This is a genomic window from Pontibacillus sp. HMF3514 (genome assembly GCF_009858175.1).
In the GTDB taxonomy this organism is placed as follows: domain Bacteria; phylum Bacillota; class Bacilli; order Bacillales; family BH030062; genus Pontibacillus.
The window spans coordinates 585,070-611,911 of sequence record NZ_CP047393.1 but is presented as its reverse complement, the minus strand read 5'-3'; the positions used below and the strand labels follow the sequence as shown (position 1 = coordinate 611,911).

The 26,842-nt window shown below is 38.3% G+C and carries 27 protein-coding genes and 1 tRNA gene; 12 read left to right on the top strand and 16 right to left on the bottom strand.

The features are described from left to right. The first annotated feature begins 6 nt into the window (after positions 1-6). Entirely contained in the window at positions 7-1,287 is a 1,281-nt protein-coding gene (ectB, locus tag GS400_RS03210) for a diaminobutyrate--2-oxoglutarate transaminase (RefSeq protein ID WP_160098987.1), read from the top strand. 53 nt (positions 1,288-1,340) lie between these two features. On the opposite strand, the gene GS400_RS03205 is transcribed toward ectB, so the two are convergent. Next, positions 1,341-1,964 carry an NUDIX hydrolase gene (locus GS400_RS03205; RefSeq protein WP_160098986.1) on the bottom strand — a complete coding sequence of 208 codons (624 nt, stop codon included), beginning with the start codon at positions 1,962-1,964 and terminating at the stop codon, positions 1,341-1,343. Between the two features lie 179 nt (positions 1,965-2,143). Here GS400_RS03205 and GS400_RS20370 point away from each other — a divergent pair, with 179 nt between their 5' ends. Next, positions 2,144-3,202: a M23 family metallopeptidase gene (locus GS400_RS20370; protein ID WP_304608241.1), complete on the top strand. Its 1,059-nt coding sequence runs from the start codon at positions 2,144-2,146 to the stop codon at positions 3,200-3,202. Between the two features lie 72 nt (positions 3,203-3,274). Here GS400_RS20370 and GS400_RS03195 read toward each other — a convergent pair whose 3' ends face one another. Next, positions 3,275-4,702, bottom strand: a complete 1,428-nt coding sequence (locus GS400_RS03195) for an MDR family MFS transporter (protein WP_160098985.1) — start codon at positions 4,700-4,702, stop codon at positions 3,275-3,277. A gap of 239 nt (positions 4,703-4,941) precedes the next feature. Between GS400_RS03195 and GS400_RS03190 the strand changes: the two genes are divergently transcribed. Then, complete coding sequence (locus GS400_RS03190) at positions 4,942-5,586, top strand: transcriptional regulator (protein ID WP_160098984.1); 645 nt, start codon at positions 4,942-4,944, stop codon at positions 5,584-5,586. A gap of 262 nt (positions 5,587-5,848) precedes the next feature. Here GS400_RS03190 and GS400_RS03185 read toward each other — a convergent pair. Then, positions 5,849-5,921, bottom strand: a tRNA-Ala gene (locus GS400_RS03185). A gap of 182 nt (positions 5,922-6,103) precedes the next feature. Between GS400_RS03185 and GS400_RS03180 the strand changes: the two genes are divergently transcribed. The 4 genes from GS400_RS03180 (at position 6,104) to GS400_RS03165 (ending at position 9,219) form a co-directional block, all read left to right on the top strand. Further along, positions 6,104-6,313 carry a PLD nuclease N-terminal domain-containing protein gene (locus tag GS400_RS03180; RefSeq protein ID WP_160098982.1) on the top strand — a complete coding sequence of 70 codons (210 nt, stop codon included), beginning with the start codon at positions 6,104-6,106 and terminating at the stop codon, positions 6,311-6,313. Further along, a complete protein-coding gene (locus GS400_RS03175; protein WP_160098980.1) occupies positions 6,314-7,222 on the top strand; it encodes an ABC transporter ATP-binding protein in 909 nt (302 codons plus the stop codon). Then, on the top strand, positions 7,222-7,998 hold the full coding sequence (locus tag GS400_RS03170; protein ID WP_160098978.1) for an ABC transporter permease: 777 nt from the start codon (positions 7,222-7,224) through the stop codon (positions 7,996-7,998). Before GS400_RS03175 ends, GS400_RS03170 begins: the two co-directional genes overlap by 1 nt. Before the next feature lie 441 nt (positions 7,999-8,439). Then, the gene (locus tag GS400_RS03165) at positions 8,440-9,219 is read left to right on the top strand and encodes an SDR family NAD(P)-dependent oxidoreductase (RefSeq protein ID WP_160098976.1); all 780 of its coding nucleotides are present in this window, start codon (positions 8,440-8,442) and stop codon (positions 9,217-9,219) included. A gap of 38 nt (positions 9,220-9,257) precedes the next feature. Here the strand turns inward: GS400_RS03165 and GS400_RS03160 are convergent, their stop codons facing one another. After that, complete coding sequence (locus GS400_RS03160; protein WP_160098974.1) at positions 9,258-9,983, bottom strand: peptidoglycan recognition protein family protein; 726 nt, start codon at positions 9,981-9,983, stop codon at positions 9,258-9,260. Beyond that, positions 9,928-10,197, bottom strand: a complete 270-nt coding sequence (locus tag GS400_RS20010) for a hypothetical protein (RefSeq protein ID WP_201450133.1) — start codon at positions 10,195-10,197, stop codon at positions 9,928-9,930. The genes GS400_RS03160 and GS400_RS20010 overlap by 56 nt, the downstream gene beginning before the upstream one ends. Before the next feature lie 242 nt (positions 10,198-10,439). Between GS400_RS20010 and GS400_RS03150 the strand changes: the two genes are divergently transcribed. Further along, complete coding sequence (locus GS400_RS03150) at positions 10,440-11,342, top strand: pseudouridine-5'-phosphate glycosidase (protein WP_160098972.1); 903 nt, start codon at positions 10,440-10,442, stop codon at positions 11,340-11,342. Beyond that, complete coding sequence (locus GS400_RS03145) at positions 11,339-12,220, top strand: carbohydrate kinase family protein (RefSeq protein ID WP_160098970.1); 882 nt, start codon at positions 11,339-11,341, stop codon at positions 12,218-12,220. Before GS400_RS03150 ends, GS400_RS03145 begins: the two co-directional genes overlap by 4 nt. Positions 12,221-12,306: 86 nt before the next feature. Here GS400_RS03145 and GS400_RS03140 read toward each other — a convergent pair whose 3' ends face one another. Beyond that, the gene (locus GS400_RS03140) at positions 12,307-12,636 is read right to left on the bottom strand and encodes a DUF3139 domain-containing protein (RefSeq protein WP_160098968.1); all 330 of its coding nucleotides are present in this window, start codon (positions 12,634-12,636) and stop codon (positions 12,307-12,309) included. Positions 12,637-12,763: 127 nt separating this feature from the next. Then, on the bottom strand, positions 12,764-13,060 hold the full coding sequence (locus tag GS400_RS03135) for a hypothetical protein (protein WP_160098966.1): 297 nt from the start codon (positions 13,058-13,060) through the stop codon (positions 12,764-12,766). A gap of 249 nt (positions 13,061-13,309) precedes the next feature. On the opposite strand from GS400_RS03135, the gene GS400_RS03130 reads away from it, so the two are divergent. After that, positions 13,310-13,906, top strand: a complete 597-nt coding sequence (locus tag GS400_RS03130; RefSeq protein WP_160098964.1) for a hypothetical protein — start codon at positions 13,310-13,312, stop codon at positions 13,904-13,906. 684 nt (positions 13,907-14,590) lie between these two features. On the opposite strand, the gene GS400_RS03125 is transcribed toward GS400_RS03130, so the two are convergent. The 8 genes from GS400_RS03125 to GS400_RS03090 all read right to left on the bottom strand — a co-directional run bounded on the left by GS400_RS03125 (position 14,591) and on the right by GS400_RS03090 (position 22,420). Beyond that, positions 14,591-15,184 (bottom strand): anthranilate synthase component II, encoded by a 594-nt coding sequence (locus GS400_RS03125; RefSeq protein ID WP_160098962.1) that lies wholly within the window; start codon positions 15,182-15,184, stop codon positions 14,591-14,593. A gap of 40 nt (positions 15,185-15,224) precedes the next feature. After that, positions 15,225-16,037: a tryptophan synthase subunit alpha gene (gene trpA, locus GS400_RS03120; protein WP_160098961.1), complete on the bottom strand. Its 813-nt coding sequence runs from the start codon at positions 16,035-16,037 to the stop codon at positions 15,225-15,227. Continuing rightward, complete coding sequence (trpB, locus tag GS400_RS03115; protein WP_160098959.1) at positions 16,037-17,230, bottom strand: tryptophan synthase subunit beta; 1,194 nt, start codon at positions 17,228-17,230, stop codon at positions 16,037-16,039. Before trpB ends, trpA begins: the two co-directional genes overlap by 1 nt. Beyond that, a complete protein-coding gene (locus GS400_RS03110) occupies positions 17,211-17,864 on the bottom strand; it encodes a phosphoribosylanthranilate isomerase (protein WP_160098957.1) in 654 nt (217 codons plus the stop codon). The genes trpB and GS400_RS03110 overlap by 20 nt, the downstream gene beginning before the upstream one ends. After that, complete coding sequence (gene trpC / locus GS400_RS03105) at positions 17,854-18,624, bottom strand: indole-3-glycerol phosphate synthase TrpC (RefSeq protein ID WP_160098955.1); 771 nt, start codon at positions 18,622-18,624, stop codon at positions 17,854-17,856. Before trpC ends, GS400_RS03110 begins: the two co-directional genes overlap by 11 nt. Beyond that, the gene (gene trpD / locus GS400_RS03100) at positions 18,617-19,642 is read right to left on the bottom strand and encodes an anthranilate phosphoribosyltransferase (protein WP_160098953.1); all 1,026 of its coding nucleotides are present in this window, start codon (positions 19,640-19,642) and stop codon (positions 18,617-18,619) included. The genes trpC and trpD overlap by 8 nt, the downstream gene beginning before the upstream one ends. Further along, on the bottom strand, positions 19,635-21,155 hold the full coding sequence (gene trpE / locus GS400_RS03095; RefSeq protein WP_160098951.1) for an anthranilate synthase component I: 1,521 nt from the start codon (positions 21,153-21,155) through the stop codon (positions 19,635-19,637). The genes trpD and trpE overlap by 8 nt, the downstream gene beginning before the upstream one ends. Before the next feature lie 296 nt (positions 21,156-21,451). Continuing rightward, positions 21,452-22,420, bottom strand: coding sequence for a DUF2927 domain-containing protein (locus GS400_RS03090; RefSeq protein WP_160098949.1), 969 nt, complete (start codon positions 22,418-22,420; stop codon positions 21,452-21,454). 436 nt (positions 22,421-22,856) lie between these two features. Between GS400_RS03090 and GS400_RS03085 the strand changes: the two genes are divergently transcribed. Beyond that, positions 22,857-24,074, top strand: coding sequence for a helix-turn-helix domain-containing protein (locus GS400_RS03085; RefSeq protein ID WP_160098947.1), 1,218 nt, complete (start codon positions 22,857-22,859; stop codon positions 24,072-24,074). 331 nt (positions 24,075-24,405) lie between these two features. After that, the gene (locus tag GS400_RS03080) at positions 24,406-25,593 is read left to right on the top strand and encodes an MFS transporter (RefSeq protein WP_160098945.1); all 1,188 of its coding nucleotides are present in this window, start codon (positions 24,406-24,408) and stop codon (positions 25,591-25,593) included. A gap of 72 nt (positions 25,594-25,665) precedes the next feature. Here GS400_RS03080 and GS400_RS03075 read toward each other — a convergent pair whose 3' ends face one another. After that, positions 25,666-26,808 (bottom strand): L,D-transpeptidase, encoded by a 1,143-nt coding sequence (locus GS400_RS03075; RefSeq protein WP_160098943.1) that lies wholly within the window; start codon positions 26,806-26,808, stop codon positions 25,666-25,668. Positions 26,809-26,842: the final 34 nt, after the last annotated feature.

Genomic DNA, 26,842 nt, shown 5'->3' with positions numbered 1-26,842 from the left:
TCTTAAATGAATAATAGTTTAAACGTATTTGAAGAACTTGAATCCAATGTACGTTCCTATTGCCGAAGCTTCCCAACTAAGTTCACGAAAGCAAAAGGACATAAGTTGTGGGATGTTAATCATAAAGAATACTTAGACTTCTTTAGTGGTGCTGGAGCATTAAACTACGGTCATAATGATCCAAACATGAAGGAAAAACTAGTCGAATACATTACGAATGATGGCATTACACATAGCTTAGACATGGCTTCTACTACTAAAGAGAAATTCTTAACTACATTTAACGAAACCATCCTTAAACCTCGCAACTTGGAATATAAAGTCATGTTCCCCGGACCAACTGGCACAAACACTGTAGAAAGTGCGTTAAAGCTTGCTCGAAAAGTAACGGGTCGTACTGAAGTGGTTAGCTTTACGAACGGTTTCCATGGCATGACGATCGGATCACTATCTGTAACAGGTAATGCAATGAAACGAAAAGGTGCAGGTATTCCCCTTCAGAACGCAGTTACCATGCCTTTTGACAACTATATGGATCATGAATTTGATACCATTGATTACCTTGAGCACTATTTAAACGATAGTGGTAGTGGTATAGAAATCCCTGCAGCTGTTATTTTAGAAACCGTTCAAGGAGAAGGTGGGCTCAACACTGCTCGCTTTGAATGGCTGAAAAAACTTGAAACTTTATGTAAACGTTGGGGAATCTTACTGATCATTGATGATGTTCAGGCAGGTGTGGGAAGAACCGGAACATTCTTCAGCTTCGAGCCAGCTAATATTCAACCTGATATTGTATGTATGTCTAAATCCCTTAGTGGTTATGGTCTACCATTTGCCATCACATTGATTAAGCCTGAGCACGACAATTGGCTACCTGGTGAACATAACGGTACATTCCGTGGAAACAATATGGCGTTTGTAACAGCAACAGAAGCACTGAATTATTGGAAAGACCCTTCCTTTGAAAAAAACATTCAAGAAAATGCTAAAAAAATCACACACTTCTTAGATAGACTGATTTCTAAGTACCCTGATATGAAAGGGCTACGTAAAGGCCGAGGTATCATGCAAGGGATATCAGTAAGCAAAGAAGGTTTTTCTGAAAAAGTTGCTGCATTAGCATTTGAAAAAGGGCTTATTATGGAAACAGCTGGAGCAAATGATGAAGTATTTAAGCTTTTCCCACCTATTAACATTGATGAAAAAGCTCTAGAAAAAGGCTTTGAAATTATTGAAGCTGCTGTTAAGGAAGTTGTAGAGGAAAAAGAATTAGTTACTTCTTAATATGAACAAAACCACAAAAGGTTGCCATTCTAAGATGAATGGCAACCTTTATTTTATTGCTTCCTTATTTCTTGAATAAAGTCATGTAAAATACGAGCCGTCAATCCCCAAATCACCTGGTCACCATAGTAATAAAAATGCTCCGCATAACGTCTCTTGGACCACTTGTAGTTTTCTCCGTTCGGAATTAGATGGTAAGGAAATTCACCTTCAGGCTGAACCTCCATCTGTATGTAATGAATATCAGGCTCTGTGTTAAGAAGAAAATCCAAAGGAACTGTGAAAACTTCTGCTACCTCTTTTGGATTTGGGGTTAAATCTTGTTCATCACACTTTAAAAACCCCACATACGCATCTACTTTCATTCCAAATGGTGACACCATATAACCGAAAGAGTAAATATCCTTTATTCTATCTCTCCTAACACCTAGCTCTTCCACCGCTTCACGAACAGCTGTATACTGCGTATCCTCATCTTCCTCATCCACTTTTCCTCCAGGAAAACAAACCTCACCTGGCTGACGCCGCATATTTAAAGAACGAACTTCAAACAATAGATGCATTCCATCCTCTTTTTCTATAAGTGGCAGTAAAAGAGAGTACCTTTTAATATGATCCTGACCAATAAGCTTAGGTGTAGCTGACTTTAGCTTATCCTGAATAGATTTATGGTTCATATCGTTCATCCTTTTATTCATCGTTGTCTCTACTATATCAGATTGACTGAGAAAATCATTTTTGTTGATTTTAGTTATTAAGTAGCATGCCCGTTTTGTTTACATCTGGAAATGTTTTGGCGATAATAGTATGTAAGAACTTGTACTTTTTGGGAATATTTTAAGGAGGCATAACCCTTTTGAACACTCATAAGAGAAGGCAGAAAAATAAGACGGGGAAGAAATCCTTTGCTGTATTCACCACCCTATTGTTCATGGGACTAATCGGTTTTGTATTTATTTCACAGACTGGAGCGAAAACGACCATTCCAGGAAAGTATGGAGAAACCTCTCTTGGAACATTTGCCCCAGGTGTTATTCGTGAAATTACCCTGGAACAAAAACAAGAAGAGATAAGACTTTTACAAGAACGAAAAAAAGCGAATATGGAAGCAGCCTACTTTTCTACTGATCAAACCGCAGAAAGTATTATGAATTCTGAATGGGCGATTATGCCTGAGGTTGCATCAAGAGGCGATGTCGTTTTAGTACGCCACAATAAGCCTGGAAAAGTAAGCTGGCAAGGGAAAGAATACACCTTAACCTCTTTTGGAACCGGGTATTACACGTACCTACCTATCCCAATCAATTTAGACTCTGGGAGTTATTCAATTGGCAATAAAACCTTAACGATTCAAGATAAAACATTCGAAACGCAATACATTCAAGTATCTGAAGAAAACCAAAACATTGCACGGGACACGGAACAAATCATGAAAGACCAAGCTAAAATTGATAAAGCTCGAAGTCAATCAGCTGATGAATTTCTCTTTCCTGCAGATTCGGCATTCATTAAACCTATTGAGGGTCCTGTAACAACACCATTTGGTTACACACGCTATATAAATGGCGAATACTCTGGCAGTCATACAGCTATTGACTGGGCCGCACCAACAGGAACGCCAGTAAAAGCAACAAATGATGGCGTAGTGGCACTTGCCGACAACCTTCATCTAACAGGTAACTCTGTCTATATTGATCACGGTATGGATATGTTCTCTCAGTATATTCACATGTCAGAGCTCAATGTAGAAGCAGGAGATAAAGTCGAAAAAGGTGACATCATCGGAAAAGTCGGAAGTACCGGTTTCTCTACCGGACCTCATATGCACTTCACCTTCTGGGTTCACAACGTTCCTGTTAATCCAAATTTATATTTAGGTACAACACCTTTTCAAACAGACAAGCAGGTTGAGTAATCAACCTGCTTTTTTTAGTTATTTTCTTCCATGTAAAAAAGCAGATTGGATATCCAACCTGCTTTTCAATACTTACGATTCAGTATCTTGCTGTAGCTCTTCACTTTCTTCTTCCTCAGGGGAAGTCTTTCGAATAAAGAATGAAAGAACTAATCCAATAAACGAGAGAGCCGTTACGACGATAAAGGCGATATTTACACCATATATATCTGGTCGTTCAACGGTTAGGTTTTGTGAAGCGAAACTTTCTGTGCTCGTCATAACCGTAACGATAATCGCCGTACCTACAGATGCAGCAACCTGGCGCATGGTATTACTTACTGCTGCTCCGTGTGGTATTAAGCGGTTCGGCAACTGATTTAATCCAGCTGTTGTAACGGGCATCATCACCATAGAGAAACCAAACATTCTGATACTATAAACCACCGTAATAAAGAAGAATGAAGTGGATGTATCCAAGTTGGTGAAAAAGAACGTTGTAATAGTAATGATTGTAAGTCCTATAACAGACAACCACCGACCTCCAACACGATCAAAAATTCGACCCGTAATTGGCGACATGAAACCAGCAATTAAAGCTCCTGGTAAAATAACAAGCCCTGTTTCCATTGGAGTGAAGCTACGCATGTTTTGCATATAAAGCGGAATTAATGTCTCCGTCCCAATTAATCCCATAAATCCAATCATGCCGATAATAACCGTAATCGTAAATATATTGAACTTGAACACTCTGAATTCAAGCATAGGATATTTTAAGCGTAACTGCCTCATGATAAACCAACATAAAGCAATAACACCTACAGTTATGGAACCGATCGTAATGGAACTATCCCAGCCGTTGTTTCCTGCAGAAGTGAACCCATATAGCAATCCACCGAAACCTAGTGTAGACAACGCAATGGATAGAATATCGATTTTCGGATTCTTTAACTCTGTTACGTTTTTCATAGCAAAATAAGCAACAATGATATCAATAATGGCAATTGGCAGAATGATATAAAACAACATACGCCAAGAATAATTTTCTAGTACCCAGCCAGATAACGTTGGACCAATTGCTGGAGCAAATGAAATCACGAGACCCACTAATCCCATCGCTGAACCTCGTTTATTCACAGGGAAAATTAAAAGGAACACGGTTTGCATTAGCGGAAGCATTATCCCTGCTCCGGCTGATTGAATGACACGCGCTACAAGTAAAAACTCAAAATTCGGTGCCACCGCCCCCACAGCTGTACCTGCAACGAAAATGCCCATCGCACTCATAAATAACTGTCGGGTTGTAAAACGCTCAAGCAAAAACGCACTAATCGGAATCATAATCCCGTTAACGAGCATAAATACCGTAGTCAGCCACTGTGCTGAGTTCTCACTGACATTCATCTCATCCATAATGGGAGGAATGGCTGTAATCATTAGCGTCTGATTGAGAATAGCAATAAACGTCCCAGCTAAAAGCAACGCCACGATCGATGCTCTGTTATAACTCTGAGGTTGCATGTTGTATCCTCCTTGATGCTTTCACTCTTTCTCAAAATCTATTAATTATAGTAACAATATAAGTTCATTTTTTAGCACACTTAAACCATTGTACTCTCCTTTACATTCTTTGTCATTCATGACAACTCTAAATCGGACCTTTATATCAATTGAAGTTATTACCAATTAATTCTATAATAGTTTTACTAGTGTTAAATGGCACTAGATGCAATCATCAAAATTGAAGAGGAAAATGCTTATTGCATAATTTTGATCAAGCATATGAAGAGTGGATTCAGAAGAATATTGCTGAGGAGAAAAATTACAGAAGACATGAACTTCTTGAAAAAGGCTTAGGACATGGAACCGTAGAATTTTTAAGATCAATTTGGTTTCCTACATTGGGGAACTTTGATTACTTGTACCCTGAATGGGAGGTACGTGATTTAAATAATGGTTTTCGTTACTTAGATCTTGCCTACCGCCCTGGAGGTGCAAAAGGATGTATTGAAATTCAAGGGTTTGGACCTCATGCAAGAGACTTAAATGTAAGACGTTTTAAAGATTTATGTTGGCGCCATTCTTTACTCTCATTGGAGGGTTGGACTATTCTTCCTACGGCTTATTTATCTATTAAAGAAGAACCTAAGCAATGCCAACAACTGATACTTGCTTTTATCGGTAAATTCACCTCAACGAGTACCCCCTCACACTTATCTTCTACAGAAGCAGAAGTAATCCGTTTCTCTCGTCGATTACTCCGCCCCTTTACTCCATTAGAACTTGCCAATCATTTAAATATTAGCGATCGTCATGCAAGACGCGTCTTGCATAAATTGGTTGAGCAACAAATGCTCAGAGTAGCAAGCGGAAATAAACGCGACCGAACATATAAGCTCAGATGATCATCATCTTTACGGACATATGATCCGTTATTTTTAGAAAAATGACTTATTTAAAGAAGCTTACGGATATTCATTCCGTTATTTCTTAAAAATAAGACATAACTAGCTTGAAAACCCTTAAATAACGGAACAGATGTCCGTAAGCATTGTCAAAAACGCTTATTTGTCACAAATAAAGGAACTAATGTCCGCAAGCCCTCCCCACCTACTCCCACTCAATCAAAAAAAGACACCAGATCATATCTGATGCCTTTTCGTAAGATGGAGCATGCCGGGCTCGAACCGGCGACCTCATGGCTGCCAGCCAGGCGCTCTCCCAACTGAGCTAATGCCCCGTATTTATTTTTCGTTAGTTATTATACAATATCTTCTCTATTGTATAAAGCCCCATCTTCAATATGGATAAATCCTTACCACAAAGCATAATCTTAATTGTTCCAAAAACTTATGAAATTTATTGAACTTTTCACCCCGTTCATTCGTATCACATAGTAAAGACAAAAAAGGAGGTCTTTTTATGAACGTACAAGAAATTTTTCAAGCGGTCCCTTGGGTTATCATAGCGCCTATCTTACTAATTGAATCCATCCTACTTATTGTGGCACTCGTCGATCTTGCACGTAATGATTCTCCAAATGGTCCGAAGTGGCTATGGGTACTCATCATACTACTCATGAACATCATTGGTCCTATTCTTTACTTCATTATAGGAAGGAGACAAAATTAAATGGCATTCGTTTCAGTTGATCAATTATCCAAAACATTTGATAAAACAGCTGTCATTAAAGATTTATCTTTTCAGTTAGAAAAGGGAAAATGCGTATCCTTGCTTGGGCAAAATGGTGCTGGTAAAACCACAACATTACGTATGTTGTCAGGATTAATGAAACCAACAAAAGGAACAATATCAATAGATGGTGCTTCTCCGTCTTCAGATATTCGTTCATTCATTGGCTATCTCCCTCAACACCCAGTTTTTCACAACTGGATGACGGGGAAAGAATTTTTAGTCTATGTTGGACGGCTTGCTCATCTATCGAAAACAGAAGCTACTACTCGAGCTGAAACTCTATTAAAACAAGTAGGAATTGAGGACGCCAAAAATCGTCGCATCGGAAAATACTCTGGGGGAATGAAGCAACGACTTGGCATTGCTCAAGCCATGATTCACGAACCCAAACTAATTATGCTCGACGAACCAGTTTCTTCTCTAGATCCTGTTGGGAGACGTGAAGTTCTTACATTACTAGAAGAGTTAAAACAAGAAACCACTGTTTTATTTTCTACTCATATCTTAAGTGATGCTGAAGAAGTAAGTGATGAGCTACTCCTTTTACATGATGGTCATATAGTGGAATCTGGAACTATGAACGATCTTCAAAGCCAACATGAATCAACTCGCATTGACCTTTCTTTCAGTGAAGAAGCAGAATCTTTTGAAGTCCCAATCATCCAAATAGAGTCGATTGAGAACGTTCAACGTGAAGGCAACCAGCTACATATTTACGCTAAAAATACCGAAAAAGCTCGCACCGAACTCCTAAAACTAGCTTCAGAACAAAACTGGCCGATTACAAAATTTGAAGTCAGTCGATCATCGCTCGAGGATTTATTCATGAAGGTGGTGAATCAGTAATGCAGTGGATAACAATTTTTCAAAAAGAAATATTAGAAAATGCTCGTAACTTTAAATGGATATGGGTGCCACTTGTCTTTATTTTACTTGCTATTATGGATCCACTAACCACTTACTACATGCCAGTTCTACTTGAAAACTTTGGAGACCTACCAGAAGGGGCTCAAATAAACCTCCCTACTCCTCCACCACCTGAAGTATTTTGGATGAGTTTTAGCCAGTTGAATGTATTAGGTATCTTAGTTGTTTTACTTATGTCGATGGGGTTAATTTCTGCTGAACGTAAAAGTGGTGTATCAGAAATGGTACTAGTGAAACCTGTTTCTTACACTTCTTATGTAACAGCTAAATTTGCTAGCACATTATTACTGACACTTATTAGTGCTTTTATTGGATTATTGGCAAGCTGGTATTATGTAAATCTATTATTTGGAGAGATCCCTTTTTCTCTTTACATCGGATCGGTATCTTTTTATAGTATATGGCTGATGTTTATTGTATCCATTTCGATCATCCTTAACACAGCATTTCGCACTCCAGGTTTAGTCGGCTTCTTATCTGTTGCCGCTTTACTTCTAGCAAGTGCTATTAACTCGGTATTCAAAACTCGAATCGAATGGCTACCTCCACAAATCAATGCGTACATTAAAGGCTACCTTTCAACTGGGTCGGTCACAAATGATTTATGGATAACAGCCATTGTAACGATTGGCCTGACGGCTATTCTTCTTATAATTAGTGTATTCATTTTACGAAAAAAGGAACTCGCAGCCTAAATCTAGAATAAATGAAAGAAATCAGTGTCTCTTCTCAGAGGCACTTTTTTTATAGGAAGAAACCATCAAAAAGAGGAACTTGTTTTTGATGTATTTAATCTGATGGTCTTACACAATCTAAATTAACATGAGGAAGCTATACAACTACTCCTAAAAAAAGTCGTTCAAACTAGAGCAGATGAGGGTATATTATCATACCAAAAGGCTTTAGAATTTTATGCTGACCACCTTAATGAAGTGTGGGAGGTGTAGTGAAAAGGAGCTTGTGAGACATGTACCTATTGATTACTTCAATAGTTATTGTGATAGCTGTCATACTATTTATGATTTTTGGTCGATTCCGTAGGTAAACCATAATTTTTTGATTTTCTAACATCCCTATTGTATGGTTTAAATAATTAAACATATAAAAAGGAAACTTTTTTGGATGAGGTGATGTAAATGAAACCAACTGCTCTAATTACGGGTGCTTCCAGTGGATTAGGCTACGAATTTGCTAAACTTTTTGCGGCAAATGGCTATAACTTAGTCCTAACTGCACGAAATGAAGAGAAGCTCCAACAAATCAAAGAGGAACTCTCACATGTGGATGTCATGGTAGCACCTAAAGATTTATCACAACCCCATTCTGGTGAGGAGCTCTATCAGCAGCTGCTTGATCAGGACGTTTCCATTAATGTACTCGTTAACAATGCTGGCTTTGGGTTAAATGGTGAGTTCGAAAAGCTATCCTTAAAACAACAACAAGAAATGATTCAAGTAAACATGACATCTCTTACGGACTTAACGTATTGTTTCCTACCTGAAATTAAGAAGCAAGCAAATGCAGGTCATTTCTCAGGTATCTTAAATGTTGCAAGTACCGCTGCTTTTCAACCAGGTCCATATATGTCTGTGTACTATGCTTCAAAGGCGTATGTATTATCCTTCTCAGAAGGGATTGCCGGTGAGTTAAAAGGGACAAATGTTCAAATTACAACACTATGTCCAGGAGCTACAGAAACAAATTTCTTCAAAGCAGCAAAAGCTGAGAATGCAAAACTAGCAGAAAGTACGATGAGTGCTGGGACTGTAGCCAAAGAAGGTTTTGAAGGCTTCATAAAACGACAACGAGTAGTGATTCCAGGTCGTATGAATGCAGTAGGTGCTGTCGCTGCCAAGTTCTTACCTCGCTCTCTAGCTTCCAATTTAGCGAAAAGATTTAATGGTGCTCAATCATAAAGATTGGCACCATTTTTTCATTTGTGCCTATACAGAATTCAGGCATCAATAACATATACTTTCCAACCAAGGCTTTCTTCGATGTCTTTGGCATGTTTCTCTGCTTCCTCCTGTGTAATAAAAGTTCCCGTCACAATTCGAAAAGGGGGATTAAAATGGGTATGATCAGCACGTTCATAAAGCGTCCAACTGTATCGTTCCATGAGAGCTTTTTTACCGTTAACAAGCTCTTCAGCAGATTGAAAGATACCCGTCATTAATCGAAATCGCTTCACATCAGCTTCCTGTCGTTTTTCTTCAAGAACGGCACGATAATCAAAACAAGGGCAGGACTTCCATTCATATCCGAGAAATTCATTATGCCCTCTTGTACGTTCGTAATTCACCATCTCCATTTTCAACACTGTGTGAAGACGTCGTAATGATCTTTTTTGAGCTCTTGTTGGTTCATAATAACGGAAATCCCCTACTAAGCAGATTCCAATAGCTTGTTTGTTAGCCTTACCCACATGAAAGCTCATCACACCCAAGTCATGATTCCATTCAATCGTTCCATCTTTTAAAATAACAAAATGATACGCAATGCCTGGCCAATGTTGGTGTCTTACATGATAACGGGCAAATGATGCTGAATCTCCTTCATCCGTTAACGAGTGATGGATTGCAATATCCGTTTTACATGTCACATCATAGACTTTATATTTTCCGTCACTCTCCGTCTTCCCTCTCAGATCCGTTACGTTCGGTATCTCCTTGATTTTCATTATCCTGATTCTCCTTCTTTTCCTGATTTGAAAGATCAACAGGTGGCACTCCAGCAGGGGCACGAATAATTCCTAATAGAATAAGAATCATTAGGATCACATTCACATACCCTTCAAAACGATCCAACATCGTAATGATGCCTAAGTCCTGTAACACCATTCCGATTAGAGCTGCGATAGCTATCCATAAGCGGTAGCTCCTCCAACGGCTCATGATTAACCTCCTCCAAGACTTATTCATAGGAAATCAGTACTCCTATTGGTATAGAATATGATTCTGGACCCTCTTTTGACTGTATAATTTCACCAAAAAGGTTGACCTCACCAACATAATCGCAAGCAATAATGGTGGTGGTGTTTCATAACTTAGAAAGTGGGATAATTTAATTGAAGATGATATAAACTGACACCACTCATAAAATCGCTTACAATAAATAAAAAGGAGGTTGAGTGACAATGAAATTATTACGGCTAAGTGATGAGATTCAAGAGGCCATCATAGAAAAAAAGCCGATTGTAGCACTCGAGTCAACCATTATTTCACATGGCATGCCTTATCCAGAAAACGTTGAAATGGCTCTATCTGTCGAAGAGATCATTCGAAAAGAAGGAGCGGTACCAGCTACAATAGCTGTTCTGGATGGTTATATAAAAGTAGGTTTATCACAAGAGGAAATTGAAAGAATCTCTAAAGAAGACCATGTAGTGAAAACAAGCATAAGAGACCTACCAGGCGTGTTAGCTAAACATCAGACAGGTGCTACCACTGTCGCTACAACCTCATATGCCGCGAAACAAGCTGGTATCCGTTTTTTTGCTACAGGAGGGCTTGGAGGTGTACACCGTGGAGTGGCTGAACATCTCGACATCTCGAATGACTTAGTCACCTTAGCTCAGAGCAATATGTGCGTTTTCTCAGCAGGTGTGAAATCCATTCTCGATGTTCCGAAAACATTAGAAATGCTTGAAACGTTAGGTGTACCCGTTTATGGTTATGAAACAACAGAATACCCAGGATTCTATACAAGGGAAAGCGGCATTGGTGTTGAGTCAATCACGCAAGATGAAATTGCCGAATTAATGAAAACAAAAGATCATTTAGTTCTCAATCAGTCTGTTCATATTGCCGTTCCAGCTCCAGAGCAGTACGCTTTATCTCAATCTCATATTCAAAAAATAATCAATGAATCAATTACCGAAGCTGATGAACAAGGGATTACAGGGAAACAAATCACTCCATTTTTATTATCATCTATAAAGGAAAAGACAAGCGGAGACAGTTTAAAAGCAAACATTGAACTTGTTAAAAATAATGCTAGGATCGCAGCACAAACAGCTGTGAAGTACCACTCTAAATGATTACGGTTATTGGAGATGTAGTCGTCGATTTATTTGTTCAGAAATCTGGTAATCATTATGCTACTGACACAGAATCTACTATTACTACAAAAGCTGGCGGTCAGGGGAATCATGTAGCTGCATGGATTTCCTCAACTGGAGAACAAAGCACTCTGATTGGTCGTATAGGAAATGATGTACATGGAGAATTTCTTATAAGAGAAGCCAAACAATTAGGAATTAGATTAGCATTAGAAGTTGATCAAAGTGTAGAAACAGGAAAGATTGTCATATTGGTTGATGAGAATAATGGTGAGCGTTCAATGTTTAATGACCGTGGGGCCAACAAATATCTGACTGTAGAACAAATTGAGCAAGTCGACTCCATAATACAGAAAAGCACACTTATATATATTTCCGGTTACAGCTTATTTGATCCTCTAACAAGAAAAGCTGTGGAGAAAGCAAAAGAATTAGCAGAAAAACATCACACGCCTATCGCAATAGATCCAAGCTCGACCTATTTCCTAGACCAACATCATGATTATGTAAATGAGTTCATTCGTGGAACAGACTTTTTATTCCCCAATTATGAAGAAGGAATTATACTTACTGGAAAACAAAGGCCCGAAGATATTATGAGAAAGCTTAAGATCATTGTTAAAAATCCTGTTCTTACATTAGGTCAAGATGGCTGTATGGTGTTTCATGAAGATCGTCTTCTTCATATAAGAGGACATGACGTTAAAGTGGTGGATACAACAGGCGCTGGCGATTCATTTATAGGCTCGTTTCTTTCACAATACTCCAAGTCATCTAACCTAAAAGAAGCCGCTCAATATGCAAATGAGCAAGCTGCAAAAACCGTTCAATATATCGGGGGACGCCCGGACCAATAATAAAGAGCACTGTTGCTAGCCCACCACAACTAGAAACAGTGCTCTTTTAATTCATAAATAACTACAAATGAGATCTTAGCCATACGTCATTCTAAGTGTTCAAGATTTTGGTGGTCAAGTTTTTTCGAAAACCCTTGAACTAGTCCATATCCCATTTGTCTTATGTCTCCACTTAAGAAATGATAGCGGTATTGAACTTCGGGCTCGCTCACAAAAACAACGATGGCTTCGGTTACATTCTTTCTTGTTTTAGTGGTGATTTGTTGAATCTCTTCATTATTGTATCCTCGTTCTTCAATTAAATAACTCTTAACACGATTTTCAAGGACCCATTCTTGGATTTCAGTAAACACAAATGTCAGTACAGGTAAAATCATTAGACCATACACGATCAAATGCCGAGCTTTATACTTCACTTAATTTATCCTCCTATATTCATAGCTCCTTTACCAACTAAGTTTAGTTATTTAGAAGAACTCCATCACCCTCAACAAATTATTGGTGTTACTTAGCTTTATGTAACCCATGTCTCATGTATTTATTTTAAGGATTCAACTTTGCACATCCTCTACAAAATTCGTAAATAAATTCTGTATCTACTTCTTTGCGACTTCCATTTGCTGAACAAAAGAAAAATGCTCCATTTTGATTAATAATATGATCTCCTGAGCCTACAAAAAATCCATTTCGTAACTCAAAAAGACAATCCGGACACACAATCTTTTCTTTATTTCTAAATTCTCGTAAAACACTTTCTGTTTGATAGTCATTTTCTACTTTTGCTTTCGATATCAGTTTTAATATAGCTACATCTGATTGTAAGTTTGTTGCATTAATCATTTTTCCATTACCTCCTAGATCTATTATCACAATACCCAAATTTAGAGTTTTTCTAACATCTTCAGCATATTCCCTAGGAAATATCGTCGAATTTTATCAATAAGTTTCTCTATTAAATTCTGAATATTCCTTCAAATTATCTATGAAATTTGGTACTCTAGTAATAGATAGACTTTAGGAAAAAAGACTTCTTTTTTCTGTCGAATACGATTTCTATGAGAGCAAAAATAAACACAAAGGGTGGATGAGATGAGGATCACGAAACTTCTTTTGCTTTCTCTTTCCATATTGGTTTTTGCAGGGTGTAGTAATACAGCAGGAGCGAATACAAAAGAGAAAGAAGTTAAGCAATTGGAGCAAGAAAAAGAAGACCTGCAAAATCAATTAGATGAATTGAAAGTCAAGAATGAGGAATTGAATGAAAAGTTCAATTCATTTACGAAAGAATATGAAAAGCAACGAAATGCAGCTTATAATAATGAGCTATATCAATTCAATACAACTAGCCAGGTGATTTTTCAAGCCATGATCCAAGGTGATGCAGCAGCTTTAAAGGCAAACACAGGCGATAATATTGAAGTTGCATCTAATAAACTAACCATTACAAACCCTGAGGGTGAAAAACTCGATTTCTCTTTAAATACTTTCCAAAACGGATCATTTACGAAAGATAGTGTGATCGTTCTAAAGCAATTCTCTCATTCAGAGAACTACGATCACTTTAATATGACATACGCTGTACGTAGTACGAAGGAAAACCCAGAAGGAGATTATTACCTGTACCTAACTTACAGTAAGAATCAACAAGGGGAATGGACGTTAAGCAACATTTCTATGAATCCATAACACTAAAAGCCTAGGGGGTTACCCTAGGCTTTCTTAATGGAGTTTATTCTACAATCGCCCCCTTATATGGAAGACTTGGAATCGAGATAAATTGAGAGGAGTCCGTTGCTATCGCGAGAGTAAGGGGTTCATTGAAACGGCGATACTCCTGTGGAAGACCGTCCGAGCCTCCTCGTCACTACGTTCCTGCGGGGTCTCGGCCGCCCTTTCTACCACTGGAGTTCGCCGTTTCCTTCACCCCTTGCAATTATGGAGGATAACGGACCCATAGCTGTAAAAGTGGACCTCATATATTAAAGGTTAGGTGATCCAAAGCCTCTAAATAGCATTCTATAAGGGCTCTATTTATTCATTTACTCAGTAAAATTCAACTTCAGATACTGAATTAGGCAAGCTCATTCGGCTGCGGTTCCGTTAATCTCAATAACGCCAAGGTGGGCTGGGAAATGGGTTGACTCCAGCGGTCAAACGGACTAGCGAGACCCCGCAAGGAGCGTTTAGCGGATGAGGAGGCTCGATAGTTCGTACGCAGGAAAGCAACCCATTTCCCAGCCCACCCGCTCTCTATTTGGCAACGGAACCACTCCACACCTTATTCAAGATAACTGCCAGTTTGTTGAATAACAGCAAAAAAGAAGCACTCCATAATCAGAGAGAGTGCTTCTCTACTAACTAAGTGAGGATTTATCCAACTCTAGTTTCTGGTCCAATACGGTAGAAATCCATAAAGTTGATTAGCATTTGTTTTCCGTGCTCAGTTAAAATCGATTCTGGGTGGAACTGAATCCCCTCGATAGCGAAGTCTCTATGACGTACTCCCATCACCTCACCTGCACTATCCCTAGCTGTAACTTCTAGACTTTTTGGTACCTCTTCTCCTTTTGCAATTAAGGAGTGATATCGCCCGGCCTGAAGTGGATTTGGCAATTGATGATAGATACTCTTTCCATCATGAATCATTCGTGACGCCTTTCCATGATAGAGCTGTTCCACTCGTCCAATAGAGCCACCCAAAGCTTGCACGATTACTTGGTGTCCTAGGCAAACGCCTAAGATTGGAATCTTTCCAGCAAAATGTTTCACAACCTCTAAGCTAACCCCGGCTTCATTTGGCGTACATGGACCTGGAGAGATTACAATTGCTTCTGGCTGAAGACTCTCCATTTCCTTGATTGATATTTGGTCGTTTTTTCTCACGACTACTTCTAAACCAAGTTCTCCTATATATTGTACGAGATTATACGTAAACGAATCATAGTTATCGATCATGATAATCATAGTTATCTCTCCTCTGCTCAACTCTTCTGTCTCCACTAAACTATTGAACTAATTCTACGATTTCTTGTTTAACTTTCTCTAATGCACCTGGACGAGTATTCTCGCTTACTAGTTCATGATGATACCCATTAATCACTTTAATGATTTTACTACCAATGATGACACCATCACTATATTGCTTCATTAGATTAACTTGTTCATTCGTTGAAATCCCAAAACCCACAGCTACCGGGACTGAACTATATGATTGAACTTTTTCAAGGAATGAGGATATATCTGGACTCAGCTCTTTTCTTTCTCCTGTCACACCTAGAGAAGAGACGCAATATAAAAAACCGGTAGCTTGTTCAGCAATTTTTCGAATGCGCTCTTCAGAATTTGGAGCTACTAGAGAAATGAGCTCAATACCAAATTCATGAGCATATTCTTTTAATTCCACACTCTCTTCTAACGGGATATCTGGCACAAGTAATGCATCAATATCATGCTCTCCTAGGTCTTGAAACAGTTTCTTCAACCCATATTGGAGAACTGGATTATAGTACGTAAATAATACAACAGGGATCTCAAGACCTTTTGAGCGCATTTCTGGTACAAGCTCTATCGATTTTTTTAAATTCATACCGTGTTTAAGTGCTCTCCCTGCTGCCTCTTGAATCGTAGGTCCATCCGCGAGAGGGTCTGAGTAAGGGACACCAAGTTCAAGAATGTCTGCTCCACTTCCTTGAAGGGTTAGAGCAAGCTCCACAGTGGCCTCAGGACTTGGATCTCCACCCATGATAAATGGAATGAAAAGATCCTTTTCTTTTTGTAATCGTTTTTGAAAAGTTGTTTGCACAGCGCTCTTGCTCATTATTCTCCCTCCTGCAGTACATTCATAATCGTACTCATATCTTTGTCTCCGCGTCCAGATACATTGATGACAATACTTTGGTTTGAGCCCATATCCTTTACTTCTTTAAAAGCTTGCGCTAAAGCATGAGCGCTCTCAATAGCTGGGATAATGCCCTCTTTTCTAGAGAGTAATTGCAATGCATCTAGCGCTTCTTCATCCGTAACAGATTCATAGCGAACACGTTTTGAAGCGTGTAAATAAGCGTGTTCCGGTCCGATGCCAGGGTAGTCTAAACCAGCTGATATAGAATATGGTTCTGTTATTTGACCATGTTCATCTTGCATAAGATAGGTTTTTGAACCATGTATAATGCCATCCGACCCCTTCGTTATTGTGGCAGCATGTTCCGGTGTGTCGACACCCTTACCGGCCGCTTCCACTCCAACAAGTTCTACATCATCTTCTAGAAATGGATAAAACATTCCGATTGCGTTTGAGCCTCCACCCACACATGCGTAGATACGTTCTGGTAGCGATCCTTGTTCAGCTAGAATTTGATCTTTTGTTTCATCTCCGATTACACGTTGAAAATCGCGTACCATTTTGGGATAAGGGTGAGGACCCACAACGGATCCAATCAAATAATAATGATCTTCACAATTCGCAACCCAAAATCGAATAGCTTCATTTGTAGCGTCTTTCAAGGTTTTGTTACCTGAGGAGACAGGAATCACTTCAGCTCCAAGCAATTTCATGCGAAAGACATTTAATTGCTGTCGTTCAATATCTTTTTCGCCCATAAATACTTTACATTCTAGCCCTAACTTAGCTGCTACTGTAGCAGAGGCAACACCATGTTGACCCGCACCTGTTTCAGCAATGATTTTTTCTTTCCCCATTCTTTTCGCTAAGAGTGCCTGACCTAAAGCATTATTTAGTTTGTGGGCACCTGTATGATTCAGGTCTTCACGTTTCAAATATACTTTTGCGCCACCTAAATACTCTGTAAGTTGGTCTGCGTATGTGAAAGAAGTTGGCCTCCCACTGTAATCTTTTAGTGCCTGATGATAATCCTCAATAAAAGATGGGTCTTCCATAGCAGCTTTTAAAGCCTCATCGATTTCCTTTAAGGGTGCCATTAAGGTTTCAGGAACAAATTGTCCTCCGTATTCACCAAACCTTCCTCTAGAATCAGGATATGTGACTGACATGCTTGGACCTCCTCATAATCTTCTCTATTTTGTTCGCATCTTTCTTTCCTTCCGATTCAATTCCACTAGAAACGTCGATTCCATGCGGTTTTAAAGATGCTAATTCAAAAACATTTTCCGGATTAACTCCACCTGCGATAAAGCATGGAACACTTTGCATTTCAGCTTCCTCAATATATTGAGGGACAGCTTTCCAATCAAATTGTTTTCCCGTTCCTCCCCAGGCTTCTTTGGATTTTGCATCAACAACATAGCCATCAATGACACCTTTATATAAATTCATCAGTTCAACTGATGCGTCTGTATGGTGGATTGCTTTCCAAATGGTGCATGGGAATCTTTCTTTGATATTTAATACATGCGCGATATCCTCATTACCATGTAGTTGAATAACGTCCAAATCGATATTCTTCATAACCCCATCTAATTCACCTATCGTTGGATTCACGAACACGCCCACAAGTTTCTGATTTTTTTTAAATTGTATTTGTTTAAGCCATTCTGCAAGTTCTTCTGGATCTACCTGCCTTTTACTATCAGCAAAAACAACACCAATATATTCCGCTCCAGATTCAATTGATGTTTTCAAATCAATAAGGGATCGGTTGCCACAAAGTTTCATATTAATCGACATGTGTTGGATCACACCCTATTAATTCACGGATATAAGAAACAGGTTCTTCTTTTCTCATAAGTGCTTCTCCAATAAGGACCGCTTCTGCTCCACTTTCTTTCACCTGCTTCAAGTCCTCTCGAGTGAACAATCCACTTTCACTAACGAGTAGGCATTCTTCTGGTACGATTGAAGCAAGCTTAGCTGTTGTATCGATCGTAGTATCAAAAGTAGTTAAATCTCGATTATTTACACCTAGGATTTTAGGCGTAAATACTTTCAGAACCTTACGTAACGTGTCTTCAGAATGAACCTCTACTAAGACATCCAATCCAAATGACTCTGCATATTGGTACAAGTCAAATAGCTTATTAGGCTCTAGTGCCTCTCCTATCAATAGAATGGCATCTGCCCCAATTCGCGCACTCTCTTCCACCTGTACACGCTCAATAATAAAATCTTTACGTAGAACAGGAAGTTGAACTTCTTTTTTGATGCTAGTTATAAAATCACGTTTCCCTTGAAAGAACTGTTCATCAGTTAAAACCGAGATTGCAGCTGCACCTGCTTGCTCATACATCTTCGCAATATCAACCGGATGAAAATCTTCACGAATAATCCCTTTCGATGGAGATGCTTTCTTCACCTCAGCAATGAGTCCAAGTAGTGTATTATGATTAGAAAGAGCCTCATAAAAGGAATGTTTTTCTACAGTTTGTTTAGCTGGCAACGTTAAAACTTCTATTTCTTTTTGTTTTTGATCTAATATTTTTTCAAGCATTCGAAACCCCTTCCTTACCTGAACAAATGGATTGGTAATAATTCAATACAATTCCGTTATCAATAGCCTGCTTCACAATGGAAACACCATCTTTAATAGAGTCTGTTTTCCCTGAGACATAAAGGCCCGCTGCTGCATTTAACACGACAATGTCCCTAGCACTCTCATTAGAACGCCCTTCAAAAATTTCCTGGATCAGCCGAGCACTATCCATGGCATTCTGCACTTGTATATCTTTCAAGTTCCCTCTCTTCAACCCAACCTCTTCTGGTTTGAGTTCTATACGGGAAATCTCTCCTTTATTCAGTTCTACAATGTCTGTTGGTTCTGCAATTGAAAATTCATCAAGTCCTTCTTTCCCGGTAACTAATAAAACATGTTGTGATCCTAAAGAACGTAATGTTTCAGCCAATTTCTCACCTAAAGAGTTATCATATAAGCCAATCACCTGATGTCTAGAATTAGCTGGATTTGATAATGGTCCAAGAAGGTTAAAGAATGTTCGGAATCCTAATGCTTTTCTTGCTGGAACTGCATGCTTCATAGCTTGATGATATTGAGGGGCATATAAAAAGGTCATACCTTGATGAGCCAACCTCTCTTCAGCTTGCTCAGAAGTTGATTCTACCGGAATCCCTAAAAGCTCTAAAACATCTGCACTCCCGCTAGAAGAAGAAACTTTACGATTACCATGTTTCGCAACTTTCACTCCCATTGCAGCTAACACGATCGCAACAGCCGTAGAGATGTTAAAGGTAGAGTGACCATCACCACCTGTCCCACAAGTATCAACCACTACTTCCTCTTGATGTTGAATAGTTTTCATATGTTCACGCATTCCATTTGTAAAACCTAGCAATTCAGAGACCGTTTCACCTCGGAATCTCATAATGGATAAAAGACTTGTCAATTGCTCCGTACTGACTTGCCCTTTCATGATGTGATCCATAACCTTATATGCTTCTTGGTCTGATAAATGGTCGCCATCAATTAAACGATTTAAGAATGGTTTAAGCATTGTAGTTGTCCTCCTTCTGTTCTTTTCCAAAAATGCGGTCGGCAATATGAAGTGTTTTGAATAAAGCATTCGCCTTATTCACTGTTTCTTGCCACTCCATTTCTGGATCGGAATCTGCAACAACACCTGCTCCAGCTTGAACATAAGCAAACTGATCTTTAAGGAGTACGGACCTTATGGCAATACATGAATCCATATTTCCATCAAAGCCATAATACACAACGCCACCACCATAAATACCTCTTGCATTCGGCTCTAGTTCTTGTATAATTTCCATCGCTCTTCTTTTCGGTGCACCCGAGAGTGTGCCAGCTGGAAAAGCAGCTTGGAAGGCTTCTATTGGATGAACATCTTCTCTTAATTCACCTGTCACCTTACTGATCATGTGCATGACATGAGAAAACCTCGTTACTTCTGTTAAAAGAGGTACCTGTACAGTTCCATAAGTAGCAACCTTCCCTATGTCATTTCTAGCTAGATCCACAAGCATAAAATGTTCAGCTTTTTCTTTCTCATCGTTCATCAGTTCATCAGCTAGCGCTTCATCCTCTTCTTGATTCTTTCCACGTTTTCGAGTTCCAGCAATAGGATGGATTTCAAGTTTGTTGTCAGCTACCTGGATAAGACGCTCTGGTGAACTACCGACTACTTCATATTCATTAAAATTTAGATAAAACATATAAGGGGAAGGGTTCACGTGTCGTAACACACGATATAATTCAAAACCATTACAAGACATTTCTTTTGCAAATCTTTGGGATAATACGGTTTGAAAGACATCTCCAGAAAGAACATATTCTTTAATCGTTTCTACATCGCGCTTGAAGGCATCCTTATCGTAATTGGAAGTAACACCTTGAGCTCCCTGCTCTTCTTCTTGATTATCAATAAAGAACAGGTCCATTTGTTTCCTTGCGGATAAACGTTTAACAAGTTCATAAATCTGTGTCTGGGCTTCCTTGAAGGCATTTGTTTTCACTTGTTCACTTTCTTTTTCTTCTGTACGAACATAGCGAATGACATGAACTTGATTTGTCTTGTGGTCGAAAGCTATTAACGTACGACAAAATAGAAAATGATAATCAGGAAGCTCTAGATCGTCATTTCGGTGCCTATTCATGTTTTCAAAAGAAGAAACAGCATCATAAGAAACAAACCCTACGCCTCCACCTTGAAATGGTAATGGCACCTCAGGCAATTTAACCTTTAAACGGTTAAATGTTTCTTCAAAAGCACACTTCAGGCTTGGATACGATGTATGGGTTTGTTTATCATGATCCGTCACAAAAACGGATTCTTGGTATTCTTGAAACGTTAAAAAAGGCTGGAGTCCTATAAAGGAATATCGGGACCATTCGGAGGCATGGTCACCACTTTCTAAGAGATAAACCGCTTCGTCTTTAAGGCGGTCATAAATCTGTATTGGGGTTAACGTATCTGTATAAAAAGAGTACGTTACAGGAACCGTTCGATAGACAGACGACTCCTCTATTAATTGAAGAATTTTATTCATTGTTCTCACCTCTCCATATGATTATGGAGAATGAGAGGGTTGAGGAAATTTCATTGCGGAAATAAACCCCACAAAAAATGGAGTTGTTACCTTACCTATTCATTACTTATCTAATCTCTTCTCTAACCTCAACTCAACTATCTCATTCTCATCTCATCTATACTCAACTAAGCTACTAATCTTTGCTAAAACTTGTATGTTAGTGTATTACACTTACACTTGTAATGTCAACTTAAAATGGTGAAACCAAAAAACGAAAAAAGCATTCTCCTATATAATAAGAGAATGCTCGTGAATTATGGCAATAAATTGTGAAAAACTTCTATGGCCTCTACTTGCGTCATACCTGCTTTAATTTCATTTTCATAAAGCATTTGGATTAACGTTTTATCTAATTCCGTGTACTCCGTAACAGTAGTATAATCCTGAAAAAACATACTCTTAGGATAGCTGTAGGAATCGCGTGGAAGACCAAGGGATTGGGTTAGTTCTTCACGAATTAGATGTGATCTGCCTTTTGGAGTAGGTTTATCAGTTGAGATGAGGATTTCCGCTTCATCTATAACAAACTCTCCAGGCTCCCACCAATAATAAAACAATCCCCAGTTCCCAGACTTTGGATTATCTACATATTCACCAAAATCCTTCAGAGGAACAAAATAAACTTTTATATTTGGATCCGCTTCTACAAGCTTCAATTCAATATGATCCTGTAGTCCGTTCACATCTGATATGGTATTTTTCAGAGCATTCATATCTTCATCAGAAGGATTCCCAAATACCTTTATACGTGGATTACTATTCCATTTTCTTACTGGGTAATCAGTGTCTCCCCATTCAGAACCGAATGCAATTTCTTGAAAGTACTCCATAGCTTGCTCACTATACTTTGGCTTGTCCTTTGTTTTAAACGTTTTCAGCTCCCCCTCCATCATCGGCATCCCTTTGGTAGAGATGATCGGTTGCTTTATATGTAACGTAAAGGTCGTTGTTGGATTGTAGGGAACTGTAGGTTGTATCGTTACAACCTTTTGATCTTGAGATAGATTTAATTTAACAGATGAAACCCGCTTACCTGTTTCCTCGTTCTTTACATAGATAGAATTTGAGTTAATATAATCTGGGGATATAGGTGTGTTGAAAGTGATCTTCCAGCTTTTATAGGTTGATACGGTTTCAACTTCATCTGCATATGTAAGTGATTGATAGATAACGATAACAGTCATGCTTATTAGAATCACAATCAATGAACGAATCCACTTCAACAGTCTCCCTCCCCTCTATTAAATCAACTACCTCTATCATATCATGTTATATCAATCCATGATGGGAAAAAATCTCCTTTTAACCTAATCCAAAAGTATTAAATTTGCTAGAAAGCATGATAAAACTTTGAAAATCATTTACATGGCTACATATATGTTGACATGGCAATGATGAGACTGCTAAAGTAGCGAAAGTGACGTTGCATACGTCACCTACACACACTACACTTCACTTCGTCCCTCGTGTTCACGTATAGAGCAAATGCTCGTTACATGAACACGAGGGATTTTATTTTCTCGCCCTATACAAACGTACTACGCCCCCCCATATCCAATAGACAAATATTCTACAAAAACACACATATATTATGCATCTTTATAAAAAAGTGCTATTATTTAAAATTGAACCACTGATTCTATAAAGGAGAAATGTTTAATGCCTAACCTTGATCAAACCCGCCGAGTATTAATGACTTTTTATTATTCGACTCTTGTGCCTGTAGGATTTGTGGAGAATAGCAGGCAAACAAGGATTGCCTTAGGTGAACTAAATACTCCTCTACCTATCTTTGATGATGAGATGAACAACTTGTTTCAGCAACACATTCAAACAGATCAACAGGTCCAGCTTATCTCTGATTCATTTTTACGACATTTCATTCTTATTAAAATGAATAATCACCATACAATGAAAGATGGATACTTTTGGATTGGCCCATTCGTTTACGGCGAAGTTCAATCCAGTGACATTGAACAAGCTTTTCGTCGAAGAAAAGAAAATGTACATATATCAAAGAAAATATTATCCTATTACAAACAAATCCCATGCGTAGAAGCTCAACAAACCATTTATTTTAGTCATATTCTTCACGCATTATTAGAGAGTAATTGGAACACCCCCATTTTTGATCAAACGTTTGATCAATCATTTGGTCAATCACAGCAGCAGTTAGTGTTCCCAACCCAAACGAATGAAACCCAGGAGCAACTCTATAAATACACGTATAGACTTGAAAGAAGTTTTTTAGAAAAACTAAAAGAAGGAGATTCGGAAGCTGCGGAGCTCGTAAAAGATATCCGAGATGTTCCAGAACCAACCTTCGGCCACCAAGACACGATACGATCCTATAAGAATCGATTGATCTCTAGCATTACACTTATTGCACGTGCTGCTATTGATTCAGGTGTGAATGAAGAAGAATCACTATCTACTTCTTATTACTACATTCATGAAACAGAACAAAAATCACATTTAGAAGATCTATTTCAACTTGAATTAAGCATTGTTCATGATTATCTATCTAAAATACAAAATCATAACAAAGAGCATACCTATTTAATGAAAGCTTGCCTCCAAAAAGTTATTGACAATATCCATGAACCTGTCTCTATAGAGTCTCTAGCATCTGAGTTGAGTGTACGTCCACATCAATTATCAAGCATGTTTAAAAAAGAAGTCGGGATCCCGTTACAACAATATATTCACCAACAAAAAATGAAAGAAATTAAGAAAACGCTATTAAACTCAGAAGATTCTATTTTAGATGTAGCAAACCATTATGGGTACCAAAGTGCCTCCCATTTCTCCAGGCTTTTCAAGAAATATGAGGGTACGACACCAAGTAATTATAGAAAACAAAGCATAGATAAATGATGGGTTGATATTCAACCCATCATTTATTACGATTATTATAGATTAACAACTTCGACACAAAGGGGGTATGATTATGCTTACGTATGATGTGGCCATGAATGAAATACAAAGATTTATTGCATTCATGAGCACAATTTTTGGGATTTTGCTTAACAACAGGACACGTGTGTCTTTTTTAAGCAAAATTTCATAGCATCTTATGCGTAAGTTTAATCTGCCTGATTCAATTCAAGCAAAGGCCATTTTAATTAAGCCTTAGCTAAATAAATGAATGATTAAAACCACAGGTGTACTTACCTGTGGTTTTTTATTTGTGTTGGAGGACTTTTTTATGTCATTAACAAAACGTAATATCAATATGATCTATTTTTATGTATTCATTGCCCAACTAGCATTCGATCGAGCATTATGGGTCATTTATTTAAGTGACTCTGGGTTATCAATGGGGCAAATCGGAATTATAGAGGCTATCATGCACCTTAGTGTTGTGCTCTTTGAAATTCCCACAGGCATGATTTCAGATTTGTACGGAAGAAAAGTTAGTATTTTATTGGGCAATGTGACGATGCTCGGATATGCAGGGTTTATGCTTTACAGTGATTCACTCTCCCTTTTTGGTCTAGCATTTATGTCACTCGGCCTTGGTATGACTTTCCGTTCTGGTGCCGAAGAAGCATTAGCCTATGATACACTCAAACAAGAAAACCGAGAAAAGGACTACACTCGAATATTCGGGAATATGACTGCTCTTTCCCTCCTCTCTCTAAGTATAGCGAAATTACTCGGGGGATGGATGGCAGATATAAGTTGGGAATGGGTTTACGGCAGCATGATTGCTGTTCACGTGATCACATTTATTCCAATTGCATTATTAAAAGAACCTGAACGTGAACAACCGAAGCAAAAGCATATGAATTTTGTGGAACAATGGAGAGATCAGTTTAAACAAGGTATATTCATATGGAAGAAGAACCCCACCATTCATATGCCGATTATTTTGTTTTTAGCAGCCACAACGACGATTGTTATTTTAACGTTTTATGGGCAGGAGTATTTTACAAGACTAGGATTCTCTTCTTTCATGATAGGAGCTATCTTTACAATAGATGGGTTACTTGGTGTAGCGATGGCTAAATTAGCCCACCGTTTAGAGCAAAAATGGGAATTCTTTAACGTTGTGAATTATGGATATGGACTCTACATTCTCTTTTTCATTTTATTTATTATATCTCCTGAATGGGGAATAGTTATAGCGTTTCTAATCTTGTCCCAGTTAATCACGTTATTTGAACCGATCTTTTCTAATTTCATTCAAAACCTTTTAAATAGTGATGTTCGCTCTACATTCTTCTCGATGATTAGTCTCGTAGAAAGCTTTGTTATTATGATAGGTTTCCCTCTATTTGGATATATGATTGAAACGATTGGCTTTCAAAATGGATTTTTCGTATTACTCATTGTATTGCTTATCATATATTCCCTTTCATTCTTGAACAGATTTAAGAATAAAAAATCATAGAACTATAAAAAACTTGCCATCTGGCAAGTTTTTTTATGGTGCTGCCATTTTAAAAGCAGCTCTAAATAAATATTAATGAAACCAATTAAACTCTCGAAAAGGATAGTTTTCTTTTGGAGGAGAATTAGAAATATTGTTAGAATTCATTAGCTTCGGTAAACCTTCCTTAAATATCGGAGGCTCAGGTTTGCCTGCTTGAACACTGAATGGGGTTCCGAGAGATACATAGGTGAATAAGGTTTCGATATCCTCATTATTCATACGTACACACCCCATGCTGACACTTTTACCAATAGATGAAGGATCATTGGTACCATGAATGGCATAATCGCGGTGCAAAGCAAGTCCTCTTGTTCCTAAAGGGCCATCCCCTCCATTAGGCTCAACCACCCTCATCTTCACTTCACTCTTCGTAAATGGTAGAGGCAGTTCTCCCTTTGCTATATTATATAAGGCAAGATTCTCACCAGAACTTGTCGTAAGAGCTAGCTGATGAGTCTCAGGATAGAGGTGAAGCTCCAAAAGAGGTATACTCTCATCTGTCACTGGAATCGTACCATCTGAAGTTAACCTAAAGCCATCCGCATTCTTCGTATAAACCAAATGACCTGGAATAAATGAAAGCCAATTATTCGGTGCATCTTGTATGAGGCTCTGATCCGATTCTGGAAAAGAGCCAAAAGATTGTTGATAACGAATTATAGCATTCTTTAACACCATTTGTTGGATATCTGCTACTGAATACGTTTGAGAGGATAGGGGGTGAAGTACCGGAGAAGTATTTTCATCATGAATAATGGTCTTTTCTTCTTTATAGAAATGATGTTCGACTTCATAGTAATGAACAAACTTTTGAAAAAGATAAATGCCACACAATAAGAGCAAAATCATGAATAGAAAAAAAAGCAAGGTCACCCACACATATACACCTAACATACCTGTGGCTTTCTGCGATGGTAGTACTTTCTTAAAAGATGAATGAGTTCCTTCCTGTTTAAGTAATTTTTCTGCTTGAAAGCTTCCGTTCTTTGCAGCTTTGGATAGATAAGTTAAGTAGTTTTTTTCATGTCCCTTCATCTTCCATTCTAGTGCATATTCATAAAGCTTTTGTCCATCCTTAGGTCGATATTTCACATACTTCTTCAAGAATTCAGGATCCTCTTTTGATAAGAAGATGTTTTTCTTCACCTCAAAAAGGTGCTCGTATTCTTTCAATGCTGTCACCTCCCCCTTATCATTTAAGCCGATG